Source organism: Mycobacterium sp. (genome assembly GCF_040398885.1).
In the GTDB taxonomy this organism is placed as follows: Bacteria; Actinomycetota; Actinomycetes; order Mycobacteriales; family Mycobacteriaceae; genus Mycobacterium.
In genome coordinates, this window is record NZ_JBBATF010000001.1 from 14,853 (window position 1) to 39,850 (window position 24,998).

A 24,998-nucleotide genomic window follows, 5' to 3' on the forward strand; every position below is an offset into this window, starting at 1 on the left:
CAGCGGCGACCGCTACCAGTTGATGACCACCGGGTCGCCGTAACCCACCTGGTTGAAGTACCACAGCGCATTGTCCGGACCGAGATTGATGCAGCCGTGACTGACATTGGCCCACCCCTGCGAGCCCACCGACCACGGCGCGGAGTGGACGTAGACCCCGCCCCAGGTGATCCGGACGGCGTCGGCGACGGTGAGCTTGTAGCCTTCGGGATCCTCCAATGGGATTCCGATGGTCCGCGAGTCCATCACGATGGTCTTGTACTTCTCCAGGACGCTGAACGATCCGACCGGCGTGGGGAACCGCGGCTTTCCGAACGAGGCGGGCATCTGCCGCATGATCACGCCGTCGATGCTGACCGTGAAGGTGTAGTTGGAGAGGCTGCCGACCCCCAGCACCGTGGAGCCGGTCCCGAAGCTGCGCCGCTGCCCCCCGGCCATCATCGTGATCTTCGAGTGCGCCGGCCAGAAACGGTCGGGCAGGAATGCCACGGTGCTGTCGGTTCGCCACTCGTACCTGCCGCTCATCGGGGCCGGCGAGGTGATCTGGATCGAACGCTCGGCGGCGGCCCGGTCGGCGACGGGCCGGGTGAATGTCACGACGATCGGGGCCGCCACACCGACGGTCTGGCCGTTGAAGGGCTGCACCGAGGCCACGGTGGCCGCCGACGCCGACGGGGCGGTCGCGGCCAGGCCGGTGGGGGCGGTGGCTGTCATCGCGGCAACCGCGATCCCCGCAGCGGCGAGTGCCCGTCGAAGTGCTCTGGCCATGCGCCCGTGGCTCCCTGTCGTTTGTCGTCGCTTTCGAGCACCGGCTGCTCTCAGCAAAGAGCATAGATGCCGGGCCCGGTCCGGCGTTGCGGTCCGTCACAGAGTCATCGCATCAGTGACCGCGGTCATTACCGCGACTTTCGGAAAGGACCTCGGATCCCGGCGCCGGGCGCGGCGACAAGACGTCCGGGACGGCCTACTTCAACTCGGGCAGTCCGGCCACCATCGGGGTGTCCACCCCGACCGCGCCGAGATCGGTCGCGCCGCCGGGCGTGCCCAGCGGCGCGACCCGGCCCGGCAGGACGTCGGTGAAGAACGCCGCATTGTCGCCGCGGAACTTCCGCTCGCTCTCCGGCAGGTCGTCCTCGTGGAAGATGGCGTCGACCTCGCACAGCAGCCGGCAGGCGCCGCAGTCGACGCACTCGTCGGGATTGATGTACATCATGCGGTCGCCCTCGTAGATGCAATCGGCCGGGCACTCCGCGGCACACGCCTTGTGTTTGACGTCGACGCATGCGGTGGTGATCACATAAGCCATGACCCAGACGATATCTGTGACCGGCCGTAGCAGACACGGGCCGAAGGGCCCCGAAGCCGAGGACCAAAGTCCCCGACGCCGGCCCTTTTCCGTGTTGGGGCATGGTGCGTGGCTAGCGTCCCGACATGGGGGATCACCATCGACCGCCGATCCCGGAATCCGGAGGAAGAGACGACCATGCAAATGACCGACAACCACGGCGAAGTGTTGCGCGCACTGGCCGACACCGTCGTGCCCGCCATGCCGCGGGAGGACGACCCCAACGGCTTCTGGGCGGCGAGCGGAAGCAGCCTGGGCGCTGACGCAGGCGTCGCGCAGGCGATCGCCGGGATGCCCGAGGCGCAGCGCACCGGCCTGCTGAGCCTGCTCGACGGCCTCCACGCGCAGGGGTTCACCAGCGGTTCGCAACAAGAGCGCGAACAACTGCTCAAGACGGTGGCGTCGATGAGCCCCGAAGCCGAAGCCGGCGTCGGCGGACTGGTCGCGCTCACCACAGTCATGTCCTACTGCGCGCCGGACCCGAACACCGGACTCAATCCGAATTGGAAGCAATGGGGTTACGGCGGGCCCCCGGATTGGCAGCTCGGCGGACCCGACCCGCTGCCGATCTACACACCCGCGGGCGACGAGTCGACGATCGACGCCGATGTCTGCGTCGTCGGCTCCGGGTGCGGCGGCGGCGTGGTCGCCGGCATGCTGGCCAAGGCGGGGCTCGACGTCGTCGTGCTCGAGGCCGGAAAGTCCATGAACAATTCCGATTTCCGCGGTTACGAGGTCGAGGGCCTGCGTGACTTGTTCTGGCGTGGCGGCGGCGTGAACTCCTCGGGCGGGAACATGACCATGCTGGCCGGGGGCACCGTCGGCGGAGGCATGACCTTGAACTGGTCCAACTTCCTGCGCACCCCGGCGTGGGTACGCGAACAGTGGGCCGAGCAATTCGGGTTGAAGGACCTCGCCACCCCGGATTACGACGAGGACCAGGACGCGATATGGACACGGCAGGGCGTCAACGACACCTGCTCGGACTACAACGAGTCGCATAAGGCCCTGCAGCGCGGATCCGAGGCGCTCGGCTGGCATTTCCACAAGCTGAACCGCAACATCGACCCGAGGTTCTACAAGTTCGAACACTCCATGCACGCGGGCTATGGCGACCGCACCGGGGCCAGGATCGACCTCCGCACCACCTATCTGCGCGATGTCACCGACGCCGGCGGTCGGATCATCGCCAACTGCCACGCGGACCGGGTTCTGGTCGAGGACGGTCGGGGGGCCGGCGTCGCGGCCACCTACACCAATCCGCAGACCGGCGCGAAGACGGCGCTGACCGTCAGGGCGCCGAAGGTCGTTGTGGCGGCCGGGTCACTGGAGTCCCCCGCCCTGCTGCTGCGCTCGGGCATCGGCGGGCCGGCCGTCGGGAAGAACCTGCACATGCATCCGGTCGTGAGCTGCCTCGCTCTCTACCCGCAGCAGATGAACGGATGGCTGGGCGGCCCGATGTGCGCCCAGGTCGACGAATTCGCCGACATCGAGGAGGGCTACGGGGTCCTGATACAGAACGCCCAGTGGGTGCCGTCCATCATCAGTACCGCCGTGGCGCGGGAGTCCTTCACCCAACACAAGGAGACGATGTCCCGTCTCGGCCAGGCGGCGATGTGGGTCGGAATCTCGCGCGACCGCGGGTCGGGCAGCGTCACGATCGACGCCAACGGCGATCCGGTTTATCACTACGACGTCACCGACCCGATCGACGAGCGCGTTCTCAACAAGTCCCTCGAGGCGCAGCTGCGTATGCACCACGCGGCGGGCGCCGACGAGATCATCCCGATGTCGGAGAACTTCGACCGGTGGCGGCGCGGCGAGGACTTCGAGGCGTTCGTCGAGAGAATGAAGGCTTGGCCGAAGGCTCGCGGCGGCCACCGGATCGTCTGTGCGCACCAGCTGAGCTCGTGCCGGCTGGGCATCGACCCGAATACCTCGGTTGCCAATCCCGACGGGGAGCTGCACGACGTCCCGGGGGTCTACATCGGCGATGCCAGCGGCTTCCCGACCGCCACCCTCGCCAACCCCATGCTCACGACGCTGGCGATGGGCCACCGCCTCGGCCGGCGTCTGGTCGCGGAGGTCGCCACCACCGTCAGCTGACACCGGACGGTCGCCGCAGCCACGGAGGCCTTCCGTGGCCGCGGCGGACCGACCCGAGCGGGCCGAATCGCCCGTCCGGGATTAGGCTTGGCCGATGACCGATCAGGACCGAACCGTCACTCGCCGCGCCATCGCCGACGCACTGCTCACCGCTCTGGAACGCCGGCACGACATCGTGGAGGCCATCGTCGAATCCGGTGACCGGAACGAGGCGATCGACGCGGTGTCGACGCTGCTGGGCACCTCCCGGGTCGGCAGCGAGGCGTTGATGGGTATGCGTCTGGACCAGTTCACCAAGGAGTCGCGCCGGCGGATCGCCGCGGAACTGGACGACCTCAACAGCCAGTTGAGTTTCACCGCCGCCGAGCGGCCGGCGAGCACCGACGAGAGCTTGCGGCTGCGACCGTTCTCCCACGAGGGCGACCGTGACATCTTCGCCGTCCGCACCGACGAGGTGGGCGCCGCCGGGGACGGCTCCGGATCGCCGGCGGGCAGCCTCGAGGACGAAATCCGTTCCGCGCGTGATCGTTTGCGTGCCGAGGAGGCGGCCTGGTTCGTTGCCGTCGACGGCGACGCCAAGGTCGGGATGGTGTTCGGCGAACTCTCCGGCGGAGAGGTCAACGTGCGGGTCTGGATTCATCCCGAGCACCGCAAGAAGGGCTACGGCACCGCGGCGCTGCGCAGATCCCGCGCGGAGCTGGCCGCCTTCTTCCCGGCCGTCCCGCTGGTGGTCCGCACGCCGCCCGCCCGCTAGGTGGCCGACCCCGCCGCGGTGCCGACCGCCTTCCGGTATCCGGCGGCCAAGACAGGCACCTCGCACGCCCGGCTTCGGGACTGGGTGCTGCGACTGGGCGGCGTCGACCTGTTTCCCTCCGACGCCGTCGCCGCGGCGTTCAAAGCCGGCCTGAGCGAGGGCGACCCGATCGCGGAACGTTTCGTGGCGGAGACCTACCACGGCGAACTCGGCGCGCGGAAGGCCCGCGAACTGGTGGAGCGGGCACAGCGGGTCGGGATCGACGGCTTGCCGGACGCCCCCGATTCGCTGCGCGCGCTGATCGAGGATTTCGAACGCATCCCGGACTGGGTCGACGCCGAACTGGTCGAGCAGGGCGCGGCGGTCTGGCGCCGCTGGGCGTACGCGCTCGGCGCGGTCGGCAATGCCGGCACGATGGACACCTACACCGAAAGCTGGCTGGCACTTCCGCTTTCGCTGTCCGGCGGTTACGCGGGAGAGCGCGCGTTGCACCGCTACATGGAGACTTCGCGATGGTGGCTGGAGGTATGCCGACCGGGTGCGGTGCTGCGGGCCGGTTCAGCGGCGCGGGCGATCTCGTTGCACGTGCGGATCATGCACGTCAGCGTGCGGGCCAGGGTGGTCGAACACCCGGAGTGGGACGCCGAGCGGTTCGGGCTGCCGATCAGCCAGTCCGCGATGATGCTGACCCTGCTCGGCGGCAGTGTCGCGCCGGCGTTGGGGCTCACCGCCCTGGGGTACATCACCTCGCCGCATGAGACGCGCGCGGTCCTGCACTTCAATCGGTACTGCGGGCATCTGGTCGGCGTGCGGTGTGACGGCTATTTCCCGGAGACGGTGATGCAGGCCTGGCGGATTCTGTTCATGGCCGACTCCGCACGCAGTCACGACTCCGAAGCGACCGGCGCCGAACTGGTCGAGTCCTTCGTGCCGTCCTTCGCGCCCAAGCCCGGCCAGCGGGGCCTGGAACGGTTGCGGGCCCGCTACCACTACCGGGTCCAGGCCGGCTACGCCGCGCTGTTCATGCTGCCGCGGAACCGCCGCCGCTACGACCTGCCCTCGCCCGCCGTCGGTGTCGCCCTGCTGTTGGCGCGAGCGCCGTTCATCGCCGGGATCGAGGTGGCGCGGCGGGTGCTGCCGGGCGTTGACGAACGTTGGCAGCGGTTCGCGCTGCGCCGATGGCGGCGTTGGCATCAGTGGCAGTCCGGCGGTAGGGCGGCCCGGTTCCAGGCCGCCGCACCGCTGCGACGCTAGCGGCCCGGCTGCGGCTAGTCTCGAACCCGATGAGCGCGCGCGCAGGAATTCTGGTCACCGGCACCGAAGTGCTGACCGGCCGGGTGGCCGACCGCAACGGACCGTGGGTGGCCGACCGGCTGCTGGAACTCGGCGTCGAACTGGCTCATATCACCATCTGCGGGGACCGTCCGGCCGATATCGAGGCGCAGTTGCGGTTTCTGCGCTCCGAGGGCGTGGACCTCATCGTGACGACCGGCGGGCTGGGACCGACCGCCGACGACATGACGGTGGCGATCGTCGCCCGGTTCTGCGATCGCGAACTGGTGCTCGACGAACCGTTGGAAGCCAAGATCGCCGGCATCGTCGAGCGCTGGATGTCTCGTTTTCCCGACGTCGACTCCGAAGCGGTTCGGGCCGCCAACCGGAAACAGGCACTGGTGCCGGACGGGGCGGCAGTGCTCGACCCGGTGGGAACCGCCCCCGGCGTGGTGGTCGCGGGCGATCCGACGGTCGTGGTGCTGCCCGGTCCCCCGAAGGAGTTGCAGGGCATGTGGCCCGCCGCTGTGGCCACCGACGCGGTGCAACAGGCGATCGCCGGACGCACCGCCTACCGCCAGGACGTCGTCCGGATGTTCGGTGTGGCCGAGTCCGGCCTGGCCGAAACACTGCGCGCCGCAGAGCAATCCGTGTCCGACTTCGACGCTCTGGAGGTCACCACCTGCCTGCGCCGCGGGGAGTTGGAGATGGTGACCCGCTACGAACCCGACCGGGCGGAGGGCTACCGGGGCCTGATGCACCTGGTGCGGGAGCGTCACGGCGCGGCCATCTTCTCCGAGGACGGATCCACCGTGGACGATCAGGTGGCCGGACTGCTGTCGGGTCGCCGGATCGCCACCGCGGAGTCGTGCACCGCCGGCATGCTCGCCGCCCGGCTCACCGACCGGGCCGGTTCCTCGGCCTACGTGGCCGGCGGGGTGGTCGCCTACGCCAACGACGCCAAGTCCGGCGTGCTCGGGGTGGACCCGGCCCTCATCGCCGAACACGGCGCGGTCTCGGCGGAGGTGGCCGAGGCGATGGCGGCCGGAGCGTTGGGCCGGCTCGATGCCGACACGGCCGTGGCCATCACCGGGGTGGCGGGTCCCGGCGGCGGAACAGAGGACAAGCCGGTCGGCACGGTGTGGTTCTGCGTGATGCTCGGCGACGGCACGACCGTGACCCGTTGCGTGCGGGTGCCGGGGGAGCGGGCCGACGTGCGGGAGCGATCGACCACGGTGGCCATGCACCTGCTGCGCCGGACGCTGCTCGGCTCCGGCTAAGCAGGGGGCAGAACGACGTACTCGGCATCGTTGCCGCCGCGGCGGCGGGCCCGGTGCATCGCGGTGGCCGCCAGGGCGATCACCTCGTCGAGCACCTCGTCGGGCGGGCGATCCGAGAGCGGCCGCAGCGGCGTGCTGACCACCCCGATGCTGGCGCTGATGCCGTGCGGGATCGCGGCCAGCGCGCCCCGGATCCGTTCGGCAAGGGGAGAGGGATCCGGCGAGGTGAACGTGTCGGCGACGAGGAACTCCGTCTCGTCGACATGAGCCAGGACCGCATCCCGGCGAACCGTGTCCCGGAGTGCCTGAGCGACGGCGATTCGGGTTCGGTCGGCGCCGCTACCGCCCTGAAGGCTGCGCAGGGCGGCGAAGCCGTCGATGCCGACGAGGACCATCGCCAGGTAACGGTCGTCGTCCCGGTTTCGCGCCGAGAGCAGGGTAGCGGTCAGTTCGTCGAACGCAGACCTGGTCAGCAGTCCGGTGAGCGGTTCGATGTCGGCGTGCCTTCGCCCGCTCGAAGCGACCTGGGCGACGGTCCGGCAGCCGACGAGCACCGCGACGTTGATCAGAACCACCGGGGTCGTCACGGCAAGGGCGGTCGGCACGTCGATCCGGGCGATCTGGATGCTGAGCCAGAGAATCGTGCCGGCTGCGGCGGTCGCGGCGACGATCTGCAGCCTCGTGCCGTGGAAGAGTGCGGCGTAACCGAGAACGAAGGGGAACGCGGTCGCGGTCAGCAGTCCCGAGAACGGATTGATGGCGACGATGCAGCCGCCCGCCAGCAGCACGGCTCCGACGAGGACGACAACGGCGGACTGGGTGCGGGTGGGCCAGCGGTGGCGCAGCCAGGGAATGGCCAGCGCCACGCAGGCAAGTGGGATGACGGCGAGCAGGCTTCTGCCCCAGGCGATATCGCTGGCGCGAGGGTTTGCGGCCGCCAGCAGCGCGGGCAGGCCCAGGATGAGAATGCAGCCCGCGACCAGGCGCATCGTGGTCCGCTGGTGGCCGCCGGCGGTCAGACGCGAGGTGATCGCGTAGTACTGGTCGGGCACCGCGCCGGTGAGAATCCTCACCGCGCCGCCCGGTGTACCGATACCGCCCGGTGTACCGATACCGCCCGGTGTACCGGTACCGCCCGGTGTACCGATACCGCGTAGTCGCCACCTTCGAAGGGCTGCCGGTCCCAGGTCGCGAACCGGGCCACCGGTCTCAGGCCTGCCGCTGCGGCCAGGTCGTCGTACTGCCCCAGCGACAGCCGGTCCGGTCGCAGAGCGAAACCGGCGACCAGCAGGCCGCCGTCGCCCAGTCGGCCCGCGAGGTGGGCGAGCGCCCGGCCCTCGGTGCCGGGTTCCAGGAAGATGACCACGTTGCCGGCCAGCAGCACGAGATCGACCGGCGGGGCGTCCGGGTCGCCGGGCTCGGACACGTCGGCTTGGATCCAGGTGAGGTCGGGGGCCTTGGCGCGGGCGGTGGCCAGCATCGCGGCGTCGGCGTCGATCCCGGTGACGTCGAAACCGCGGCGGGCGAGTTCGATTGCGACCCGGCCGGTTCCGCAACCGGCGTCGAGGATGCTGTGCCCACCCGGCTCCCTGTGCCCACCCGGCTCCCTGTGCCCACCCGGCTCCCTGTGCCCACCCGGTTCCCTGTGCCCACCTGGTTCCCTGAGCAGCGCCTCGACCAGATCCGCCTCGCCGTGGATGTTCTGCCCGCTGTCCGCCAGGGATCGCCAGCGGGCGTCGTAGTCGTCGCCACGCGGTATGCCGGCGCGGTTCCAGCGGGTGCTCATCTCGGTGATCCTCCCACCGTCAGGGCGTCAGCACGATGGTCAGGTGGTCGCCGTCCCGTTCGACCCGCATCCCGGCCCGGCGGGCGACGGTCGCCACCCCGGCGGCGTCGTCAGGCTCTGCGGCCGCCGATGCGAGCGCTCGGGCCAGCCGCCCTTTGTGGGCCTTGTTGGAGTGGCTCACGGTGGTGCGACGTCCGTCGGGCTGCTCGGTCACCACGTCGGCCCGGACGGCGCCCGCGAGCCGGCCCAGCCCCACGTACGCGCCGGAGCGCAGGTCCACCACCAGTTCGCCGGCGGCCAGTTCGGTCAGCAGCGGCTCGAGGACCGGTCGCCAGCGGCCGGCCAGCGCGGGCCGGCCGGGCAGCCGGGAGCCTGCCGACAGCCGGTAGGCCGGGATGCGATCGTCGGCGCGGAGCAGGCCGAACAGCGCCGAGCCGACCGCGAGCCGGGACCGCGCCCGTGCGGCGGCGGCCCCGCTCAGCGTCCCGAAATCCAGCGCGTCGTAGAGCACGCCGGTGTAGCGGTGCAGCGCCGGCAGCGACGGCGCGGCCCGCAGGGCGGCGTTGCGCTCGATCTCGGTGTCCTGGGCGGCCGAGATGCCCAGTGCCCGTCGGCATTCCGGCGGATCGGCGGCAAGGGCGACCAGCTCGTCGACCAACTCCCCGCGCACATCCCCCAGCTCAGGCCAGGCGAGCGCATCCAGCTTCAGCGGCGGACCGTCGCCCCCGCCGCGTTTGGTCTCCGATGGTGGCAGCAGCACGATCACGACGCAGACGCTAACGTCAGGGCGCGCCGAAGCCGGCGTCGGCCAGCACCCGCCGGCCGGCGGCGCCGGTGACCAGTTCGACGAATCGCTTCGCCCGCGCCGGGTCCCGGGCGTCCTTGAGCACCGCGACCTGGTAGGTGTTGACCGCGCCGGCGGATTCCGGAAAGTCCACCGCGGTGACTTCGTCTGCCGCGGCGCGGGCGTCGGTCAGGTAAACCAGGCCGGCCTCGGTCTGTCCGCTGGTGACCTTGTTGAGAACGTCGGCGACGGAGGACTCCTCGCTGACCGGCCGCAGTCGCACGCCGGTCTGGGACTGCAGCCGCGACACCGCGGAACCGCAGGGGACCGCCGGTGCGCAAGTCACCACCGAAACCCCGGTGAGGTCCCGAAATGACTTGACTCCCTTCGGGTTTCCCGGCGCGACGGCGATAACGAGGCGATTGGAGGCGAACGAGAGGGCCGGACCCGCGAGCAGTCCCGCGCGACCGGCCTTGTCCATCGTGGGGACATCCGCGGTGGCCAACACATCGGCCGCCGCGCCGTGGGTGAGCTGGGTGAGCAGATCCGCCGAACCGGCGAAGGACAACTCGACCGCGGCCCGTGCACCGGCGCCGGTGAAAACACCGCCGAGTGCGGTGAAGGCGTCGGTCAGCGAGGAGGCCGCGAAGACGACCAACGCGGGTTGGGACCCGGACTGGCATCCGATCGCCGAGAGCAGGACGGCGAGCAGTGCCGCGAGCCTGGTCAACTCAGTACGGCGGCAGTCGGCCGTTGCCGGACTGGGCGGCGAGGCCGTTGAGGATATCGAGGCTGTGTCGGAACTGCTGCTGCGAAAGCCAGGGCGGGTTCTGGTTCGGTGGCGCACCGCCGGACAACTGCCACGGCTGGCACCCGTTGGTTTTGAACGCGACGTCGGTGGGGGCGATCGCGACCAGCTGGGGCTGTTTGGACAGCGCGTTCTCGACGGTCGCGTTGTCCGGGCCGATCCGGCGCCAGTAGCAGGTGCCGCCGGGCAGCGGACCGCCCGAGGTATAAACGCCCGGCTGGATCTGGGACCCGACGGCGAAGGTGCCGTCATGGTCCACCGCCGGCGGGCCGGGCGGGGGAGCGGCACCGGCCGCGGCGTGGTCGGGTCCCGGCGCCGGGGGTGGTGGAGGTGGCGTGGTCGTGGGATCTGCAGAGGAGACAGCGGCGCCGGAAATGCAGCAGCCGACCGTCAACGCGGCTATCGCCGCCGCCGTCCTAGCGCGCACGGACTCGAGGGTACCCGCGTCCGGGTCAGGCGGTCCGGCGCAGCAGTGGCAGCAGGAAACGACGCCGAAGCAGGATCGCCTCGTCGAACTGATGCTCCGCCGCGGCGACCGATTCGATGACGGGCAGCCCGGCGAAGTCGATGCGGGAGCGCAACCGGCGCTCCGCCGCCTGACCGGGCACCAGTGCCCAGTCCACGCCGACCAGGGCGCAGCGCGCGTCGACGTCGTCGATCAGCCGGTGAGCGCGGGGAGTGAAGCCGGTGACCTCGCTCAGGTCCAGGACCAGACGGCTGTCGGTCGTGATGAACCGGGTGACGTAGTCGCTGACCCGGGCGATGTTCGCGGCGTCGACGCGCCCGCGGACCGAGACGACCGTGGCCCCGTGCCGGCGGAAGGCCCACATGTGGGCTCCCTTGTAGTCGACTGCGGGGTTGCCGTAGCGGGAGGTGAAGGTGGTCATTGGTGGCTCCCCTCGAGTCGAATTCCGGTCGACGCAGCGACGCGGCTTATGGTCTCGACCGTATGGCGCAAATGTAAGGAACCTGAGAGCGGTCTATAAATCTCTGGTGAGAAAGGGTTTTCCCGCTACCCGCTTTCCGATCCCGCAAACCTGTAGACCGGGCCGTTCGCCGACCGGCGCGGTCTTACGCAATTCTGACCCCGCACCGGCCACGGTGTCGCCGGACCGACTTTCTCAATAGTCTCGGCAACGTCGGCTTCACGTTCACCTGGAGGGTTTTTCGAATGAGAACACTGACTCGCGGGCTGCTCAGGACGCTGGCTCTGGTGCTGGCCCTGACCGCCCTGACCTTCGGGGTCGGCAGGCCGGCGACCGCCCGGGCCGCCGATCTCAACTTCACCGGCACCACGCTGAGCGGGGCAACCTTCGACGGCAACAGTCTGGCCGGCAAGCCTGCCGTGCTGTGGTTCTGGACCCCGTGGTGCCCGTTCTGCAACCAGGAGGCGCCCCGCGTGGCCGCCGTGGCCGCCGCCAACCCCGGGGTGGCCTTCGTCGGGGTCTCGACGCGCGCCGACAACGCCGCCATGCAGAACTTCGTCGCGAAATACGGGTTGAACTTCACCAACATCAACGACGCCGACGGGTCGATCTGGGCGAGGTTCAACGTGCCGTGGCAGCCCGCCTACGTGTTCCTGCGCCCGGACGGATCCTCGACCTTCGTCAACAACCCGGTCTCGGCGATGTCGCAGCAGGAACTCTCCGACCGGGTGCGCGCGCTGACCACGGGGTGAACACCCAACTGCTCGGATTGGCCTTCGCCGCCGGCCTGGTCGCGGCGTTCAACCCGTGCGGGTTCGCCATGTTGCCGGCCTACCTGGCACTGGTGGTGCAACGACAGGGCGACGGCCGACCGGCCGCGGTGACCCGTGCGCTGGTGGCCGCGGCGGTGATGGCGCTGGGATTCGTGGTCGTCTTCGGCGTATTCGGTCTGCTGACGGTGTCGGTCGCCTCGACCGTCCAGCGCTACCTGCCCTACGGGACGATCGTGATCGGGATATCCTTTGCCGCACTGGGCATTTGGATTCTCACCGGGCGTTCCCTGCCGGGGTGGTCGCTGGGCAGGGGCCCGCGGTGGGCGCCGACGGACCGGCTGGGGTCGATGTTCGGCTACGGGGTCGGCTATGCGCTGGCGTCGCTGTCCTGCACCGTCGGCCCGTTCCTGGCGGTCACCGGAAGCGGGCTGCGCAGCGGGTCGCCGGCCGCGGCGATGGGTGTCTATCTGGCCTACGCCGCGGGGATCGCCGTGGTGGTCGGCGCACTGGCGGTCGCGGTGGCACTGGCCAGCACCACGGCGATCGACCGGATGCGCCGGGTGCTGCCCCACGTCACCCGGGCGGGCGGGGCGGTGCTGCTCGCCGCGGGCCTCTACGTCGCCTACTACGGCTGGTACGAGCTGTCGCTGTTCGGCGGTGGCGGGGCGGGCGCCGATCCGGTGATCGCCGCGGCGGGCCGGGTTCAGGGCGCGCTGGCCGGCTGGGTGTACCGGTCGGGCGGGTGGCCGTGGCTGTTGGCTTTGGTGACGTTGACCGTCGCCGCCCTGGCCGGCGGGGCGCGGCGGCGTCGGCGGCGACACCTCGCCCGCGACTAGACTCGCCGCCATGACACATTCGGTGCGTCGATGGGCGGTCCGGGGTGCGGCTGTCGCGGCACTGGCCGGAGCTCCCGCAGCCCTGGTCACCATCGCTCCCAGTGGGACGGCCGCGGCCGACGTGTGCGCCAGCGCGGGCCGGCGCGTCTCGGTCGGCGGTTGCGCCAACTTGTCCGAGGTGATGGCCCCGTGGGTGACACCCCAGGACGCCTACGCCCCGATCACCCCGAACGCCAGCGCGTGCGTGGGCTGGAACGGGCGCTGGGTCGACGCCAACACCTGCCGGTAGCGGGTCCCGACGAGGAAACCCCCGCGGAAAACCTCATTCCGCGGGGGTTTCCTTCGTTCGGAAGGACCTACCGGTGCAGGTCGAACCGGTCGTTGTCCATCACCTTGACCCACGCGGCGACGAAGTCCTCGACGAACTTCTCCTTGGCGTCGTCGGAGGCGTAGACCTCGGCGAGCGAGCGCAGCACCGAGTTGGATCCGAACACCAGATCGTTGGCGGTGGCGGTCCACCTCTTCGCACCGCTCTTGCGGTCGGTGCCCTGGTAGACGTTCTCCGCCGACTGCGACACCTTCCACTCGGTGTCCATGCTGAGCAGGTTGACGAAGAAGTCGTTGCTCAGCACGCCCGGACGGTCGGTGAACACGCCGTGCTTGGTGCCGCCGTGGTTGGCGCCGAGCACCCGCAGGCCGCCGACCGCCGCCGTCATCTCCGGTGCGGTCAGGTTGAGCATGTAGGCCTTGTCGAGCAGCAACCGCTCCAGGGGCATCTTCTCGCCGGCGGCGAAGTAGTTGCGGAAGCCGTCGGCCCGCGGTTCGAGGAACCGCATAGCCTCGGCGTCGGTGTGGGACTGGTCGGCGTCGGTGCGCCCCGGATGGAACGGCACCGTGACCTTGACCCCGGCGTCCGCGGCGGCCTTCTCCACCGCCGCCGAGCCGGCGAGCACGATCAGGTCCGCCAGCGAGACCTTCTTTCCGCCGGCCGCAGCACCGTTGAACTCCTGCTGGATCTTCTCCAGCGCCGGCAGCACAGTAGCCAGCTTAGCTGGCTCATTGGCCTCCCAATTCCGTTGCGGCGCAAGGCGAATCCGGCCACCGTTGGCACCGCCGCGCTTATCGGTGCCGCGGAAACTGGCAGCCGCCGACCATGCGGTGGACACCAGGTCTGCAACGGGCACACCGGAATCGAGCACCTTCGCCTTCAGGGCCGCGATGTCGGCGTCGTCGACCAGCGGATGTTCGACGGCCGGCACCGGGTCCTGCCACAGCTGGGGCGCGGCAACCTCAGGTCCCAGCAGGCGTGAGACCGGTCCCATGTCGCGGTGCAGCAGCTTGTACCAGGCCTTCGCGAACGCCTCGGCGAGTTCCTCGGGGTGATCGAGCCAGCGGCGGGTGATCTTGCCGTACTCGGGGTCGACCCGCATCGACACGTCGGTCACCAGCATGGTGGGCTTGCGCTTCGGGCCGTCGAACGGGTCGGGAATGATCGCCTCGGCGTCCTTGGCGACGAACTGCCACGCCCCGCCCGGGCTCTTCTCCAGTTCCCACTCGTAGCCGTACAGGATCTCCAGATAGCCGTTGTCCCACTTGGTCGGGTTGGGCTTCCAGACCACTTCCAGGCCGGATGTGATCGCGTCCTTGCCCACGCCGGAGCCGAAGCTGCTCTTCCATCCGATGAGCTGGTCCTCGATCGGGGCGGCCTCCGGGTTCGGGCCCATGTGTTCTTCCAGGGAGGCGCCGTGGGTCTTGCCGAAGCTGTGGCCGCCGACGATCAGCGCGGCGGTCTCTTCGTCGTTCATCGCCATCCGGCCGAAGGTCTCGCGGATGTCGTGGGCTGCGGCCAGCGGATCCGGCTTGCCGTTGGGGCCCTGCGGGTTGACGTAGATCAGACCCATCTGGACTGCGCCGAGCGGATTTTGCAGGTCGCGGGCGCCGGTGTAGCGCTCGTCGCCCAGCCAGGTGTCCTCCGGGCCCCAGTAAACCTCCTGCGGCTCCCAGACGTCCTCGCGTCCGAAGGCGAAGCCGAAGGTTTTGAAGCCCATCGACTCCAGCGCGACGTTGCCGGCCAGCACCAGCAGGTCGGCCCAGGAGATCTTCTGGCCGTACTTCTGCTTGACCGGCCACAGCAGGCGGCGGGCCCTGTCCAGGTTGGCGTTGTCCGGCCAGCTGTCCAGGGGTGCGAAGCGCTGCGAGCCCAGGCCCGCGCCGCCACGGCCGTCACCGACCCGGTAGGTGCCGGCCGCGTGCCAGCTGAGCCGGATGAACAGACCGCCGTAGTGGCCGTAGTCGGCGGGCCACCAGTCCTGCGACTGCGTCATGAGAGCAGTCAGGTCGCTCTTGAGCGCCGCGACGTCGAGCTTGGCGAATTCCTTTGCGTAGTCGAAGCTCTGGCCCAGCGGGTTGGCCTTGTCGGAGCGGCCGTGCAGCACCGACACGTCCAACTGGTTGGGCCACCAGTCCTGGTTGGTCATCGCCCGGTGTACGGCAGGCTCCTGGGAGTGTTCGGTTTGAGACACGTCGTCCTTCCTTACTTCGGTTGTTGTGAATCCGTTGAAAACTCTGATGCGACGACCGGGGCGCAGGACGGGCACTGTCCCCAGTAGATGACTTCAGCTTCGTCGACGATGAACCCCTGGTCGTCGGCGGGGGTGAGGCAACCCGCCTGGCCGACCGCGCAGTCCACGTCGCTGATAGTTCCACACGAGCGGCACACGATGTGGTGATGATTGTCGCCGACCCGGGATTCGTAGCGGGCCACCGACCCCGACGGCTGGATGCGCCGAAGCAGACCGGCGCCGCTGAGCGCGGCCAGCACGTCGTAGACCGCCTGCCGGGAGACGTCGGGCAGTGCGACGCGCACGGCGCCGAAGATGGTGTCGGTGTCGGCGTGCGGGTGGGCGTGCACCGCCTCCAGAACAGCCAGGCGGGGCCGGGTTACTCGCAGGTCGGCGGCCTGTAACTCGGCCCGCGCGCACGGTGTCCGCGCCATGAAATTTACCCTAATGCTTTTCTGGATCAGGTCAAGATCATCCGGCGGGCCCGATCGCCTAGGGTGTGGAACGTGCTCAACACGGTGGCCTTCGAACTGGTGCCCGCGAACGTCGACCGCTCCGCCGAGGAGCGGGTCGAGGAGGCCCGCAAGATGGTGCGCTTCGCCGCCCAGACCGGCGTGCGCGTCGGCCACGTGATGATCCCCGGGATGATCGACGAGGACGCCGACCGACCGGTGGAGATGAAGCCCAAACTCGACGTCCTGGACTACTGGAACCTGGTCTCCCCGGAGATGCCCGGCGTGCGGGGTTTGTGCACGCAGGTGACGTCGTTCTCCGACGAGCCCACCCTGCGTCGTCGGATCGGTGATCTCACCGCGGCCGGAATCGAGGGCATCGCCTTCGTCGGGGTGCCGCGCACCATGAACGACGGCGAGGGCGCCGGGGTGCCGCCCACCGACGCCCTGGAGATCTACCGGGATCTGCTGCCCAACCGCGGCGTGGTGATGATCCCCACCCGCGACAGCGAGGCCGGCCGGTTCAACTTCAAGTGCGACAAGGGCGCCACCTACGCGCTGACCCAACTGCTGTACTCCGACGCCATCGTCGGGTTCCTGCGCGACTTCGCCCGCGACAGCGACCACCGCCCGGAGATCCTGCTGTCGTTCGGGTTCGTGCCGAAGATGGAAAGCCGCGTCGGACTGATCAACTGGCTCATCCAGGACCCCGGCAACCCGGTGGTGGCCGCCGAGCAGGAGTTCGTCCGGACGCTGGCCGCCGGCGAACCCGCCGTCAAGCGCCGGTTGCTGCTCGACCTGTACAAGCGGGTGATCGACGGGGTGGCCGACCTGGGCTTCCCGCTTTCCGTCCACCTGGAGGCCGCCTACGGGCCGTCGGCACCGGCGTTCGAGACCTTCGCCGAGTTGCTCGACTACTGGTCGCCTGCGTCTGTGTCCGGATGAAGACCTGGATCGACTTCGACGGCGCCCCGGTCTTCGCCATTCCGCTTCTCGACTCCGTCGGCGGGGTGAGCGTCTGCGAGGGCATGCTGATCGAGGGCCCGCAGGGCTGGGGCGAATTCAGCCCGCCCGCAGGGGTTTCCGAGCAGCAGGCCGCGCGGTGGCTGACCGCGGCGATCGAGGTCGGCACGGTCGGATGGCCGGATCCGCTTCGCGGCCGGGTTCCCGTGGCGGTGACGGTGCCCGCGGTTTCTGCTCTCCGCGCGCGCGAGATCGTGGTCGCGTCCGGGTGCTCGACGGCGGCGGTGCGGGTGGGGGAGACCTCGCTGGCCGAGGATCTGGCCCGGGTGTCTGCGGTGCGGGAGACTCTCGGGGCGGCCGGTTTGATCCGTTGCGACGCCAACGGGGCCTGGGACGTCGAGACCGCGGCTGCCGCGGTGCCCGAATTAGACCGGGCCGCAATGGGATTGGAGTTCGTCGAGCAGCCCTGCGGTTCCCTGGAGGATGTCGCGGCGTTGCGGCGGCGGGTCGACGTGCCGGTGGCGGTGGATCAGTCAATCCGGGATTGCGCTGAGCCGCTGGCACTTTCGCTGGACGACGCCGTCGACGTCGCCGTGCTCAACGTCGGTGGGCTGGGCGGGGTGCGCCGGGCGTTGCACGTCGCGGAGAGGTTCGATCTGCCCTGCGTCGTGGCCGCCGACGTGCACGCCAGCATCGCCATCGCCGGGGGACTGGCCCTGGCCGGGGTGCTGCCCGACGCCGGCTACGCGCACACGTTGGCTGGTGCGCTGCTGCTGTCCGGGGACGTGGTCAGCGATTCCCGGCACCTGGCGCCGGTTGACGGATTCCTGCCGGTGGCGCCGATGCCAGCGGGACCGGATGCTTCCCGGCTTGATCGGTTCGCGGCTACTGATGCGGAGATGGTGGCGCGGTGGCGGGGGTTGTTGGGGGCGGTGCAGCGGTATTTGTAGGGGGCGGGGGCAGCTCGAGCAAGGTCACTTCCAACGAAGTCGCGGAAGGCTGATTGAGTCCAGCCCCCGCCTCAGGGTTCGAACGCGATTGGTCCGAGTTGTCGGGTGACTCATCATTCGAAGATATTCTCCTGGGCCTTCGGCGTGCTTCCGTTGGCGGCAATTTTCACAGGGTATCGACGTAACCCCCTGGGGTCCAACGGTGTAACGCCCCCGACCACTTGAGCCGGTAATCACCGTCAGCCAGTTCGATGAGTGCGCCGTCGGGCAGTGCTGAAATGGCAGCCCGCGCAGTCGGGCCCTTACGGGCAGAGTTGAGCTTTGCGTCGAGTTCCCCGGCCCCGATCCTGATGTTGCGGCTCACCGCTGCCACGAACGCCTGGCACTGCTCTCGCCGACAGGTGTTGCATGGACGGTGCCCCGCTGCCAACGCAACCGCCTCGTCGAGGAAGAAGAGCTTGGTGTACTTGCGCGGCTCCTTCAGATCTCGTTCGAAGTGCAACTCGCAGATGAGCCAGCGCGGGGGACTGGTCCGGTTGCCCATGAACAGCCCACGTTCGGGAGTCGCGAAGATCTCCCCGGTCGGCTTGACCCGATTGCATTGTGGCCCGGATGACTTGTGCACCAACGCCTACTCCTCGTCGCACCCGGGACAAACCCCGCTAACCGACAACTCATAACTGCTGCACCGTGGGCAGCGCTTGGCTTCGGACTTCGTCGACGCGTCGGCCGGGCCGCGCAGGTCCACGCCGCGGTTCTCCGGGTGGGAGACCAGCCAGGTGTTCTTCCGGGTGCTGCTGACGCGGACCACGTCGGCGCCGGCACCGAAGTGCCGGGCCTCGGCCTCGGTGAAGCCGGTGGTGCAGCCGAAATGGATGCGCAACTCGCCGGTCCCGTCGCGGCGGGCCGCGGCGATATAGGGGTAGGACAGCGGCTTGTACTCGAAGCCGGCGATGCCGATCCCGTCGCAGACGGATTTCACGAAGTCGCGATTCACGTCCGGGAACTGTGCCTTCGACCAGGCGGAGATGAAAGAATCTTCGGTGGTGTCCATGGCCGACGAGGATAAGCCGTGGGTCCGACAGGCCAGTGGCGCCTGCCGCCCCCCTCTTGAGCGGGGACCGTTCGGTTGACACGGGGCCCCGCCGAATCGGGTAGTCTCAGCAGTGCTTGAGGCGCTGAGCTTCAGGAAGTGAGCCCGAGACCCGGCCGGACGACCGTGGCGCTCGGGCCTTGCGCTTTCCTGGGAACCTCCCAGTTCGTCAAACGTCATGTTCCGCGATCACGACGGGTCGAACCCGGGCCCTTCAGTCGCCTCCCTTGGCCCAGCACCAGGCGATGGCGTCTGGAACCGCGAGCAGAAGTTCGGTCGGTGCGTTCCTGTGTTCGTACCGGAAGGTGTCGCGGCAGTTCTCGGCCCGAGTCAACTCGATCAGCCGCTGGTTATCCCAGCTGAGCAGGGAATCGTCCTGGTCAAAGACCACGAGGGTTTCCCCTGCTCTAGCGTTGTCACCGACCAGGCGCCGGAGGCAGGCTTCGCGGCGCTGTTTCTCTGTCCGATAGTCCGCGCCGGCGCGGTAGATCATTGCTTGAACCCCGGCAGCCACGATTACCTGCACGATCTGTCGTTTGCGGCTGTCTCTCTCATTCTTCATGTGGAGCCATCGCTGGTTGGGCAGCAGCAGCTCGCGGAGCGCACTGCGCAAAGGCGCGACATCGGTAACGATGTGGGCACTGGCCACCATCAAGTAGTCCCGACGCTTGGTCTCGTCGACGAACAGGTGACGAGCGCTCATCCCGCCGACAGATACCAGTAGGCGGTCGACCCCTTCACAACCGCCACCGTCTCACCGCGAGCCGACAATGTTCAGGTCTAGTCCCAAGCGAAACAAGGCGAGGGCCCGACAGAACCGGACCGCCCAACCCCTCAGTCGGGCAGAACCGCCGACACCGCCCGCATGACGATCCGCTTGATCACCGACCCGGCACCCCCGCCCGCCGGCCGCGACGCCGCGTCGAGGGTCAGAACGTCGCCCTCGGCGATCAGGCCGGGTTCGAGCACGTTCCCGTACACCCCCAGGCAGCGCCGGGCGTGCGCCGCGACGGTCCGGGTGACGGCCGCGTCCCGGGGCAGGCACGGCTGTTCATGGGAGGGCATCACGCAGCGGATGGTCGGGATCAGCGGGTTGAGGGCGATCTGCGGCCCGCGCAAAACCCCTCCGCACCAACCTAATTCGGGCTGGTCGGCAGACTCGGGGGAGTCGATCAAGATGGTCGGCCGGAAGCGTCGGACGTCGAAGTCCGACCCCGGGGAGAGCGCGGCCATCGCGGCCAGCGATTGCTCGGTCATCAGGTGCACCGGGTAGGCGTCGACGTAACTGCCCACCGGGGTGGCGTAGCGGCTGATCTCGGCGAGTTTGCGGACCGGGAACATCGACAGGTCCGGCAGCGGATCGTCAGGGCCGAGTCCGAAGATGGTGCGTACGTCGGCCTTGGTCATCATCGGTGCGCGGTACTTGTCCCGTTCGGACAGCGCCGGCAGGGGGGCCAGTCGCACATCGCGGTCCAGATAGGACGACAGCGCCGCATGCACCGCCGGGTCGGAACTGGGGAACTCGCGGCCGTCGGGCAGGCCGACGATCACCTCCGGGGCGTTGCCCGGGCCGGCGTCCGGCGGGGGCGGCGCGGCGTAGCGCGCGGTGCACAGCAGCAGGCCGGGTAGCCGCTTGGCGCTGGTGGTGGCGTCCAGTTCCACGTCGCGCACCGCCCAGGTGCGGTCGGCGGACAGCCCGAACTCGCCGATCCGGGCGGTGGGCAGACGCTCGCCCGCCATGGATTTCACCGGGTAGCGCCAGATCGCCGTGACCCGGCCGGCATCCGCCATGGGGTCAGCCTAAACCCGGAAAACCCGGGTCGGGGGGAGCCGTGGACGGCGGTGGTGTTGGTCGCCCCAAGGCGGTGATGCGACTATGGACCGGCAACGTCGGGCGCACGGAAGGCACCGGGACAACACAGATGTACGACCAAGCCAGCGGATGGGACACCGACAGCCAGGACGTCGGCCGGCGGATCGACCCGGTACTGGCCCGCAGTTGGCTGCTGGTCAACGGCGCCCAGTACGACAAGTTCGCCCCCGCCGCACGCTCCCGCGCCGACATCGTCGTCCTCGACATCGAGGACGCCGTGGCGCCCAAGGGTAAGGAAGCGGCCCGGGAGAACGTGGTGCGCTGGCTGGCCGAGGGCCACACCGACTGGGTCCGGGTCAACGGGTTCGGCACCCAGTTCTGGGAGGACGACCTGACCATGCTGTCCAAGACCTCAGCCGGCGGGGTGATGCTGGCCATGGTGGAGTCGGTCGACCACGTCACCGAGACCGCCAAGCGGCTGCCCGACATCCCGATCGTCGCTCTGGTGGAGACCGCCCGCGGTCTGGAGCGGATCACCGAGATCGCCGCGGCCAAGGGCACCTTCCGGCTGGCCTTCGGCATCGGCGACTTCCGCCGCGACACCGGCTTCGGGGAGAACCCCACCACGCTGGCCTATGCGCGGTCCCGGTTCACCATCGCCGCCAAGGCAGCCCACCTTCCGGGCGCCATCGACGGCCCGACGGTCGGATCCAGTGCGCTGAAACTCAGCGAGGCCACCGCGGTCTCGGCCGAGTTCGGCATGACCGGCAAGATCTGCCTGACCCCCGATCAGTGCCCGACGGTCAACGAGGGTCTGGCGCCCTCCCAGGAGGAGATCACCTGGGCCCAGGAGTTCTTCGCCGAGTACGAGCGCGACGGCGGCGAGATCCGCAACGGGTCGGATCTGCCGCGCATCGCCCGCGCCACCAAGATCCTGAATCTGGCCCGCGCCTACGGGATCCGGGTGTCGGAGTTCGACGATCAGGCCGTGCACGTGACGGCGCCGTCGGACACCTACCACTACTGATCCGCACCGTTCGCCAGGTCCAGGATCTGGTTGATCACCCGCACCGCCTCGGCGTCGCGGCCGTGGGGAGGCCGCAGAACGGCGGTGAGTGCGCACAACGGAACGCGTAACCGGCTTCCCGGGCCGTCGTCCAGCGAGATGTTGAGGACGGTCTGGTCGAGGTGGATCGTGGGGCTCAAATCGACCGACCCCAGGGCGAGGTCCATCATGTTGCAGTTGGCGGTGGTCTGGCCCCAATTGACCGGCATCGCGCTTTGCGTCCGGACGGCGGTCCGCACGGTTCCCGGGGCTGACAGCACCCCGCTGAGGGTTCCGTCGGCGAACGCGCGGCCATCGGGCCCGACGACGATGTTCGTGGGCGTGAACGTCCCGGCGAACGCAAAACCCCGGTGGCTGACACCGGTCGCGTTCGCCGAAGTCGCGCCGTAGTGACCGTCGGGCCCGGCCACCGCCTGCCCGGCCGCCACGATGGCCGCCGTTACGGCGACCGTCACCGCCGGCAGCGCCTTTGCGCCGCGTACTCCGCTCCCCACACAGTTCGCGGTACCCGGGGTGGGCGCCGCGAAACATCGCGCCCCGACTCAGTGACCCGGCGTCTGGCCACTCAGCGCGAGTCGATCCTCGGCGTGGAAGGTCTCCTCGAGGGTCTCCGGGGAAGTGTCGCGGTCGATGAGCCGCAGATCGGCGCCGCGGGCGGACGCGATGGCTCCGAGCCGGCGGGTCAGCTTGTCCGCGGCGTAGGCGGCCACCTCGGCCGGATCGATGTCGAACGGCTGGGTGTCGCCGTAGTCGTCCGAGCCGGCTTCGACGGTGCTCAACGCCAGCGGCATCAACTCCGTCATCCGGTCGTTGACCACCTGCCACATGGTGTCGTCGGCGGCCACATGCCGGCGGCAGGTGAAAGTGCCCCAGGCCATGTGGCGGCGTTCGTCGTCGCCGATGTGCTTGATGACCTTCTGCATGCCGGGCAGGATGCCGCGGCTGCTGCAGACCTTGCCCCAGCTGTAGTAGCCGGTGAGCGCCAGACAGCCTTCGACGACGTGGTTGTAGGTGACCGAGGCGCGGATCTGACTGGTCGGACCGGGATCGGCCTGCAGCGCGTAGAGGCTTTCGGGAAGTTCGCGGGTGAAGATCCGGGTGTAGGCCTCGTTGAACTCGACGTGCTCGTGCAGGTCCTCGAAGACGCCCACCGCGTCGAACCACAGCCGGAACGCCAGGGCGTGCTTGGCCTCCTCGTAGACGAACTGGGTCAGGTACATCTCGTCGGCGAAGCGGCCCTCGGCGGCCATCGCCGCGACGAACGGCTGCATATCCTGGGTCACCGATTCCTCCCCGGCGAGGAACTGGGCTGCCAGCCTCTTGGTGTAGCGGCGCTCGTCGTCGGTCATCGCCGCGAAGTCCTCGGCGTCCCGGCTGAAGTCGATCTCGGCCGGGTTCCACTGCTTGGCGTTTCCCTTGAGGAACAGACGCATCGGGAAGGAATCCCGGTTCAGGCCGCCGGCCGCCAGCGAGGCATAGCCGCCGCGCTTGCCGTGCTCGATGCTCCGCGTCATTGACGTTCCCCTGCCTGTCGAGTGCTCGCCCGCCCAATCCCAGCATAGATACGGTTTTCGGGTACGGCCGCCCGCCGGGCGAACTACAGTCGGACAGCTATGACGGCCTGGCCGAATTCAGTGCACACCGGGGTCGAGTTGCGCAGGCTCAGCCGCCGGTTCAGCACCGTCGGCGTCGACATCGCACCCGAGCGGTTACGGGAAATCGCCGACGGCGCCCCGGCCACCGAAGGGGAGTGGGTGGACGTCAGTTTCGCGATGGTGGCGACCAGCCTGCTCAGCGAGCAACGCCGCACGAAGCGGAGCCGCGCCCGACGGCGCCTGGTCCGGTGGGGCATCGTCGCCGGAGCGGTGGTGGTGGCGATCAACGTGCTGCTGTGCCTGGGTCTGCTCTTCTTCGTGATGACCCAGCACACCTCGCCGTACTGAGCCAGCCCGCTAGCAACAACTACGGCTTCTTCAGTGTCTTGCCGATGTTGTCGAGAGTGGCTTTCTGCAACTCTGCGCCGTTGCCGTTCCCGCGGTCCTTCCCGCCGAAGCCCAGCTTGCTCAGGAAGCCCTGCAAACCGGTCAGCGCGTTGACGATGAGGGCGGGATCGGTACCGGTGACCTGACCGATCACCTGTCCGGCGACGTTGTTGGCCACGTTGTTGTTGGCATTGTCGGACGGGGCGGCGGCTGCCACGGGAGCGGACAGCATGGCGGCGGTGACCACCGAAGCAGTTGCGATCTTCCACTTCATTCCGGGACGCTCCCTCACGGTCGGCGTGTGTCGCCCAGGGCGGGCACAACCCGAAATCTAGTCGTCATCGTGGCGCTTAGCAAACGCTGCGCGGTGCGATGCATCACAGCTACGTCGGGTTTTAATTCCCCCGCAGCTACGCGCAGCCGCCGCCGTTCCGAGAGCTACACCAACGCCGCATCGACGTTCCTGCGGAACCTTGGCCTCGGGTACCGCCGGAGTCGCCATCGGGCGGCTGTTGCGTAGAGCCATGTGATTGAGAGGAATTTCAGAGCGGGGTTGGGGTAGGCCATTCGTTCGAACCCGCCGAGTTCGCCGAGCAGTCGCGGATCGACGGCATGCATCGACCACCGCACGCCCTCGTGGTCGCCGCGCCGGATCAGTTGGCGCAGTTCCCACCTGAGTGATCGCTTGATCTCCACGAGAACGAGCGGATTCCGCTCCGCCGGCGGTCGGCCGATCCATCGTCGGTACAGCATGTTCGTCACCGCGATGCGGTCGGGGTATGCCTCGTGGCGCCGGGCGGTGGCCTGACCCGGCACTCCTGTGCGGTAGACGGCCAGGACTGCCGGGCAGAACACGACGGCCGTCTGCTGCGCCAACTGGAAGAAGAGGGCGCGGTCTTCCGAGTAGCCGATTCCGACGGGGAATCCATCGGTCTCAGCGAAAGCCGACTTACGGACGACTATCGAACTCGCATTGCCGAAGAAGCTCGGGTTGCGGAAGTAGTCGACCATCTGCGTCTTCGCCGCGAGGCGGGCCGAATACCTCACGAGTCCGGAACCGTCGGGATTGCGAATGACCCCGGCACAGCAGTACATGTCGGCGGTCGGAAACAGTTCCGCGGCCCGCTTCATGGTTGTCGGGTAGGTAGGCCGCCAGAGGTCGTCGCCGTCCAGGAAGGCGATCAACTCGAATGCGGCTGCCTCGACACCGCGGTTTCGAGCCGCGGCGGCTCCCTGATTCCCCTGATGCATCAAACGGATTCGCGGATCGGTGAACTCGCGGCTGATGATGGCCGGTCCGTCGTCGGTCGATCCGTCGTCGACGACGATCACCTCGAAGTCGGGGTAGCCCTGAGCCAGGACGCTCTGGAGTGTTCCGACGATGGTGTGACCCTTGTTGTACAGCGGGATCACGACGGAGAACACGCGGGGATTCTCTGGCCTGCAGG

General features: G+C 69.0%; 29 protein-coding genes. 11 read left to right on the forward strand and 18 right to left on the reverse strand.

Features of this window, described 5'->3' with window-relative positions; translation table 11 throughout:
• Positions 1-12: 12 nt before the first annotated feature.
• Together ADBZ5U_RS00100 and fdxA are read right to left on the reverse strand one after the other, a co-directional pair.
• Positions 13-768, reverse strand: coding sequence for a L,D-transpeptidase (locus ADBZ5U_RS00100; RefSeq protein ID WP_526261080.1), 756 nt, complete (start codon positions 766-768; stop codon positions 13-15).
• A 196-nt stretch (positions 769-964) separates the two neighbouring features.
• Positions 965-1,306, reverse strand: coding sequence for a ferredoxin (fdxA, locus tag ADBZ5U_RS00105; protein ID WP_526261082.1), 342 nt, complete (start codon positions 1,304-1,306; stop codon positions 965-967).
• Positions 1,307-1,483: 177 nt separating this feature from the next.
• On the opposite strand from fdxA, the gene ADBZ5U_RS00110 reads away from it, so the two are divergent.
• The 4 genes from ADBZ5U_RS00110 to ADBZ5U_RS00125 all read left to right on the forward strand — a co-directional run bounded on the left by ADBZ5U_RS00110 (position 1,484) and on the right by ADBZ5U_RS00125 (position 6,757).
• The gene (locus ADBZ5U_RS00110) at positions 1,484-3,451 is read left to right on the forward strand and encodes an FAD-dependent oxidoreductase (RefSeq protein ID WP_526261084.1); all 1,968 of its coding nucleotides are present in this window, start codon (positions 1,484-1,486) and stop codon (positions 3,449-3,451) included.
• 94 nt (positions 3,452-3,545) lie between these two features.
• Positions 3,546-4,205 (forward strand): GNAT family N-acetyltransferase, encoded by a 660-nt coding sequence (locus tag ADBZ5U_RS00115; protein WP_526261086.1) that lies wholly within the window; start codon positions 3,546-3,548, stop codon positions 4,203-4,205.
• 18 nt (positions 4,206-4,223) lie between these two features.
• Complete coding sequence (locus tag ADBZ5U_RS00120; protein WP_526261158.1) at positions 4,224-5,459, forward strand: oxygenase MpaB family protein; 1,236 nt, start codon at positions 4,224-4,226, stop codon at positions 5,457-5,459.
• A 29-nt stretch (positions 5,460-5,488) separates the two neighbouring features.
• Entirely contained in the window at positions 5,489-6,757 is a 1,269-nt protein-coding gene (locus tag ADBZ5U_RS00125) for a competence/damage-inducible protein A (protein ID WP_526261088.1), read from the forward strand.
• Here the strand turns inward: ADBZ5U_RS00125 and ADBZ5U_RS00130 are convergent.
• Genes ADBZ5U_RS00130 through ADBZ5U_RS00155 form a run of 6 tightly spaced genes read right to left on the reverse strand, consistent with a single transcriptional unit; the run spans position 6,754 to position 11,022 of the window.
• A complete protein-coding gene (locus tag ADBZ5U_RS00130; RefSeq protein WP_526261090.1) occupies positions 6,754-7,830 on the reverse strand; it encodes a GGDEF domain-containing protein in 1,077 nt (358 codons plus the stop codon). The two genes, ADBZ5U_RS00125 and ADBZ5U_RS00130, sit on opposite strands and share 4 nt — an antisense overlap.
• The gene (locus ADBZ5U_RS00135) at positions 7,827-8,543 is read right to left on the reverse strand and encodes a class I SAM-dependent methyltransferase (RefSeq protein ID WP_526261092.1); all 717 of its coding nucleotides are present in this window, start codon (positions 8,541-8,543) and stop codon (positions 7,827-7,829) included. Before ADBZ5U_RS00135 ends, ADBZ5U_RS00130 begins: the two co-directional genes overlap by 4 nt.
• Positions 8,544-8,562: 19 nt before the next feature.
• Positions 8,563-9,309 carry a peroxide stress protein YaaA gene (gene yaaA, locus ADBZ5U_RS00140; RefSeq protein WP_526261094.1) on the reverse strand — a complete coding sequence of 249 codons (747 nt, stop codon included), beginning with the start codon at positions 9,307-9,309 and terminating at the stop codon, positions 8,563-8,565.
• A gap of 16 nt (positions 9,310-9,325) precedes the next feature.
• Positions 9,326-10,057, reverse strand: coding sequence for a molybdate ABC transporter substrate-binding protein (gene modA, locus ADBZ5U_RS00145; protein WP_526261096.1), 732 nt, complete (start codon positions 10,055-10,057; stop codon positions 9,326-9,328).
• A 1-nt stretch (position 10,058) separates the two neighbouring features.
• Entirely contained in the window at positions 10,059-10,562 is a 504-nt protein-coding gene (locus ADBZ5U_RS00150; protein ID WP_526261098.1) for an Rv1352/Rv1906c domain-containing protein, read from the reverse strand.
• Between the two features lie 25 nt (positions 10,563-10,587).
• Complete coding sequence (locus ADBZ5U_RS00155; protein WP_526261100.1) at positions 10,588-11,022, reverse strand: STAS domain-containing protein; 435 nt, start codon at positions 11,020-11,022, stop codon at positions 10,588-10,590.
• Between the two features lie 284 nt (positions 11,023-11,306).
• Between ADBZ5U_RS00155 and ADBZ5U_RS00160 the strand changes: the two genes are divergently transcribed.
• The 3 genes from ADBZ5U_RS00160 to ADBZ5U_RS00170 are packed head-to-tail and all read left to right on the forward strand — an operon-like array spanning position 11,307 to position 12,959.
• Complete coding sequence (locus ADBZ5U_RS00160) at positions 11,307-11,813, forward strand: redoxin domain-containing protein (RefSeq protein ID WP_526261102.1); 507 nt, start codon at positions 11,307-11,309, stop codon at positions 11,811-11,813.
• Entirely contained in the window at positions 11,810-12,670 is an 861-nt protein-coding gene (locus ADBZ5U_RS00165) for a cytochrome c biogenesis CcdA family protein (protein ID WP_526261104.1), read from the forward strand. The genes ADBZ5U_RS00160 and ADBZ5U_RS00165 overlap by 4 nt, the downstream gene beginning before the upstream one ends.
• A gap of 10 nt (positions 12,671-12,680) precedes the next feature.
• Complete coding sequence (locus ADBZ5U_RS00170) at positions 12,681-12,959, forward strand: hypothetical protein (protein ID WP_526261106.1); 279 nt, start codon at positions 12,681-12,683, stop codon at positions 12,957-12,959.
• Between the two features lie 67 nt (positions 12,960-13,026).
• Here the strand turns inward: ADBZ5U_RS00170 and katG are convergent, their stop codons facing one another.
• Together katG and ADBZ5U_RS00180 are read right to left on the reverse strand one after the other, a co-directional pair.
• A complete protein-coding gene (gene katG, locus ADBZ5U_RS00175) occupies positions 13,027-15,147 on the reverse strand; it encodes a catalase/peroxidase HPI (RefSeq protein WP_526261160.1) in 2,121 nt (706 codons plus the stop codon).
• A gap of 56 nt (positions 15,148-15,203) precedes the next feature.
• Positions 15,204-15,665, reverse strand: coding sequence for a Fur family transcriptional regulator (locus ADBZ5U_RS00180; RefSeq protein ID WP_526261108.1), 462 nt, complete (start codon positions 15,663-15,665; stop codon positions 15,204-15,206).
• A 72-nt stretch (positions 15,666-15,737) separates the two neighbouring features.
• On the opposite strand from ADBZ5U_RS00180, the gene ADBZ5U_RS00185 reads away from it, so the two are divergent.
• Together ADBZ5U_RS00185 and ADBZ5U_RS00190 are read left to right on the forward strand one after the other, a co-directional pair.
• Complete coding sequence (locus ADBZ5U_RS00185) at positions 15,738-16,628, forward strand: mycobacterial-type methylenetetrahydrofolate reductase (protein ID WP_526261110.1); 891 nt, start codon at positions 15,738-15,740, stop codon at positions 16,626-16,628.
• Positions 16,625-17,596, forward strand: a complete 972-nt coding sequence (locus ADBZ5U_RS00190; RefSeq protein ID WP_526261112.1) for an enolase C-terminal domain-like protein — start codon at positions 16,625-16,627, stop codon at positions 17,594-17,596. Before ADBZ5U_RS00185 ends, ADBZ5U_RS00190 begins: the two co-directional genes overlap by 4 nt.
• Positions 17,597-17,762: 166 nt before the next feature.
• Here the strand turns inward: ADBZ5U_RS00190 and ADBZ5U_RS00195 are convergent, their stop codons facing one another.
• The 4 genes from ADBZ5U_RS00195 to ADBZ5U_RS00210 form a co-directional block, all read right to left on the reverse strand.
• Entirely contained in the window at positions 17,763-18,224 is a 462-nt protein-coding gene (locus ADBZ5U_RS00195; RefSeq protein WP_526261114.1) for a hypothetical protein, read from the reverse strand.
• A gap of 3 nt (positions 18,225-18,227) precedes the next feature.
• The gene (locus ADBZ5U_RS00200) at positions 18,228-18,650 is read right to left on the reverse strand and encodes a hypothetical protein (protein ID WP_526261116.1); all 423 of its coding nucleotides are present in this window, start codon (positions 18,648-18,650) and stop codon (positions 18,228-18,230) included.
• A 253-nt stretch (positions 18,651-18,903) separates the two neighbouring features.
• Entirely contained in the window at positions 18,904-19,392 is a 489-nt protein-coding gene (locus ADBZ5U_RS00205) for a hypothetical protein (protein WP_526261118.1), read from the reverse strand.
• 131 nt (positions 19,393-19,523) lie between these two features.
• Positions 19,524-20,480, reverse strand: coding sequence for an MOSC domain-containing protein (locus ADBZ5U_RS00210; RefSeq protein WP_526261120.1), 957 nt, complete (start codon positions 20,478-20,480; stop codon positions 19,524-19,526).
• Between the two features lie 131 nt (positions 20,481-20,611).
• Between ADBZ5U_RS00210 and ADBZ5U_RS00215 the strand changes: the two genes are divergently transcribed.
• Entirely contained in the window at positions 20,612-21,529 is a 918-nt protein-coding gene (locus ADBZ5U_RS00215) for an HpcH/HpaI aldolase/citrate lyase family protein (RefSeq protein ID WP_526261122.1), read from the forward strand.
• Here the strand turns inward: ADBZ5U_RS00215 and ADBZ5U_RS00220 are convergent.
• Both ADBZ5U_RS00220 and ADBZ5U_RS00225 read right to left on the reverse strand, forming a co-directional pair.
• Positions 21,523-22,023: a hypothetical protein gene (locus tag ADBZ5U_RS00220; RefSeq protein WP_526261124.1), complete on the reverse strand. Its 501-nt coding sequence runs from the start codon at positions 22,021-22,023 to the stop codon at positions 21,523-21,525. The genes ADBZ5U_RS00215 and ADBZ5U_RS00220 overlap by 7 nt on opposite strands.
• 87 nt (positions 22,024-22,110) lie before the next feature.
• Complete coding sequence (locus ADBZ5U_RS00225) at positions 22,111-23,082, reverse strand: R2-like ligand-binding oxidase (RefSeq protein ID WP_526261126.1); 972 nt, start codon at positions 23,080-23,082, stop codon at positions 22,111-22,113.
• A gap of 99 nt (positions 23,083-23,181) precedes the next feature.
• On the opposite strand from ADBZ5U_RS00225, the gene ADBZ5U_RS00230 reads away from it, so the two are divergent.
• Positions 23,182-23,511: a hypothetical protein gene (locus ADBZ5U_RS00230; protein WP_526261128.1), complete on the forward strand. Its 330-nt coding sequence runs from the start codon at positions 23,182-23,184 to the stop codon at positions 23,509-23,511.
• A 19-nt stretch (positions 23,512-23,530) separates the two neighbouring features.
• On the opposite strand, the gene ADBZ5U_RS00235 is transcribed toward ADBZ5U_RS00230, so the two are convergent.
• Together ADBZ5U_RS00235 and ADBZ5U_RS00240 are read right to left on the reverse strand one after the other, a co-directional pair.
• The gene (locus ADBZ5U_RS00235) at positions 23,531-23,824 is read right to left on the reverse strand and encodes a hypothetical protein (protein WP_526261130.1); all 294 of its coding nucleotides are present in this window, start codon (positions 23,822-23,824) and stop codon (positions 23,531-23,533) included.
• A gap of 164 nt (positions 23,825-23,988) precedes the next feature.
• Positions 23,989-24,975 carry a glycosyltransferase family 2 protein gene (locus ADBZ5U_RS00240; protein ID WP_526261132.1) on the reverse strand — a complete coding sequence of 329 codons (987 nt, stop codon included), beginning with the start codon at positions 24,973-24,975 and terminating at the stop codon, positions 23,989-23,991.
• Positions 24,976-24,998 lie beyond the last annotated feature (23 nt).

What these genes read in the sequence shown, in the direction of transcription:
- ADBZ5U_RS00135 (WP_526261092.1), bottom strand. Translation starts at nt 8,543, where the DNA reads ATGAGCACCCGCTGGAACCGCGCCGGCATACCGCGTGGCGACGACTAC.
- ADBZ5U_RS00170 (WP_526261106.1), top strand. Translation starts at nt 12,681, where the DNA reads ATGACACATTCGGTGCGTCGATGGGCGGTCCGGGGTGCGGCTGTCGCG.
- ADBZ5U_RS00155 (WP_526261100.1), bottom strand. Translation starts at nt 11,022, where the DNA reads ATGACCACCTTCACCTCCCGCTACGGCAACCCCGCAGTCGACTACAAG.
- ADBZ5U_RS00160 (WP_526261102.1), top strand. Translation starts at nt 11,307, where the DNA reads ATGAGAACACTGACTCGCGGGCTGCTCAGGACGCTGGCTCTGGTGCTG.
- ADBZ5U_RS00225 (WP_526261126.1), bottom strand. Translation starts at nt 23,082, where the DNA reads ATGACGCGGAGCATCGAGCACGGCAAGCGCGGCGGCTATGCCTCGCTG.
- ADBZ5U_RS00190 (WP_526261112.1), top strand. Translation starts at nt 16,625, where the DNA reads ATGAAGACCTGGATCGACTTCGACGGCGCCCCGGTCTTCGCCATTCCG.
- ADBZ5U_RS00215 (WP_526261122.1), top strand. Translation starts at nt 20,612, where the DNA reads ATGTACGACCAAGCCAGCGGATGGGACACCGACAGCCAGGACGTCGGC.
- ADBZ5U_RS00200 (WP_526261116.1), bottom strand. Translation starts at nt 18,650, where the DNA reads ATGGACACCACCGAAGATTCTTTCATCTCCGCCTGGTCGAAGGCACAG.
- ADBZ5U_RS00180 (WP_526261108.1), bottom strand. Translation starts at nt 15,665, where the DNA reads ATGGCGCGGACACCGTGCGCGCGGGCCGAGTTACAGGCCGCCGACCTG.
- ADBZ5U_RS00235 (WP_526261130.1), bottom strand. Translation starts at nt 23,824, where the DNA reads ATGAAGTGGAAGATCGCAACTGCTTCGGTGGTCACCGCCGCCATGCTG.
- fdxA (WP_526261082.1), bottom strand. Translation starts at nt 1,306, where the DNA reads ATGGCTTATGTGATCACCACCGCATGCGTCGACGTCAAACACAAGGCG.
- ADBZ5U_RS00100 (WP_526261080.1), bottom strand. Translation starts at nt 768, where the DNA reads ATGGCCAGAGCACTTCGACGGGCACTCGCCGCTGCGGGGATCGCGGTT.
- ADBZ5U_RS00230 (WP_526261128.1), top strand. Translation starts at nt 23,182, where the DNA reads ATGACGGCCTGGCCGAATTCAGTGCACACCGGGGTCGAGTTGCGCAGG.
- ADBZ5U_RS00110 (WP_526261084.1), top strand. Translation starts at nt 1,484, where the DNA reads ATGCAAATGACCGACAACCACGGCGAAGTGTTGCGCGCACTGGCCGAC.
- ADBZ5U_RS00115 (WP_526261086.1), top strand. Translation starts at nt 3,546, where the DNA reads ATGACCGATCAGGACCGAACCGTCACTCGCCGCGCCATCGCCGACGCA.
- ADBZ5U_RS00125 (WP_526261088.1), top strand. Translation starts at nt 5,489, where the DNA reads ATGAGCGCGCGCGCAGGAATTCTGGTCACCGGCACCGAAGTGCTGACC.
- ADBZ5U_RS00205 (WP_526261118.1), bottom strand. Translation starts at nt 19,392, where the DNA reads ATGAGCGCTCGTCACCTGTTCGTCGACGAGACCAAGCGTCGGGACTAC.
- katG (WP_526261160.1), bottom strand. Translation starts at nt 15,147, where the DNA reads ATGACCAACCAGGACTGGTGGCCCAACCAGTTGGACGTGTCGGTGCTG.
- ADBZ5U_RS00210 (WP_526261120.1), bottom strand. Translation starts at nt 20,480, where the DNA reads ATGGCGGATGCCGGCCGGGTCACGGCGATCTGGCGCTACCCGGTGAAA.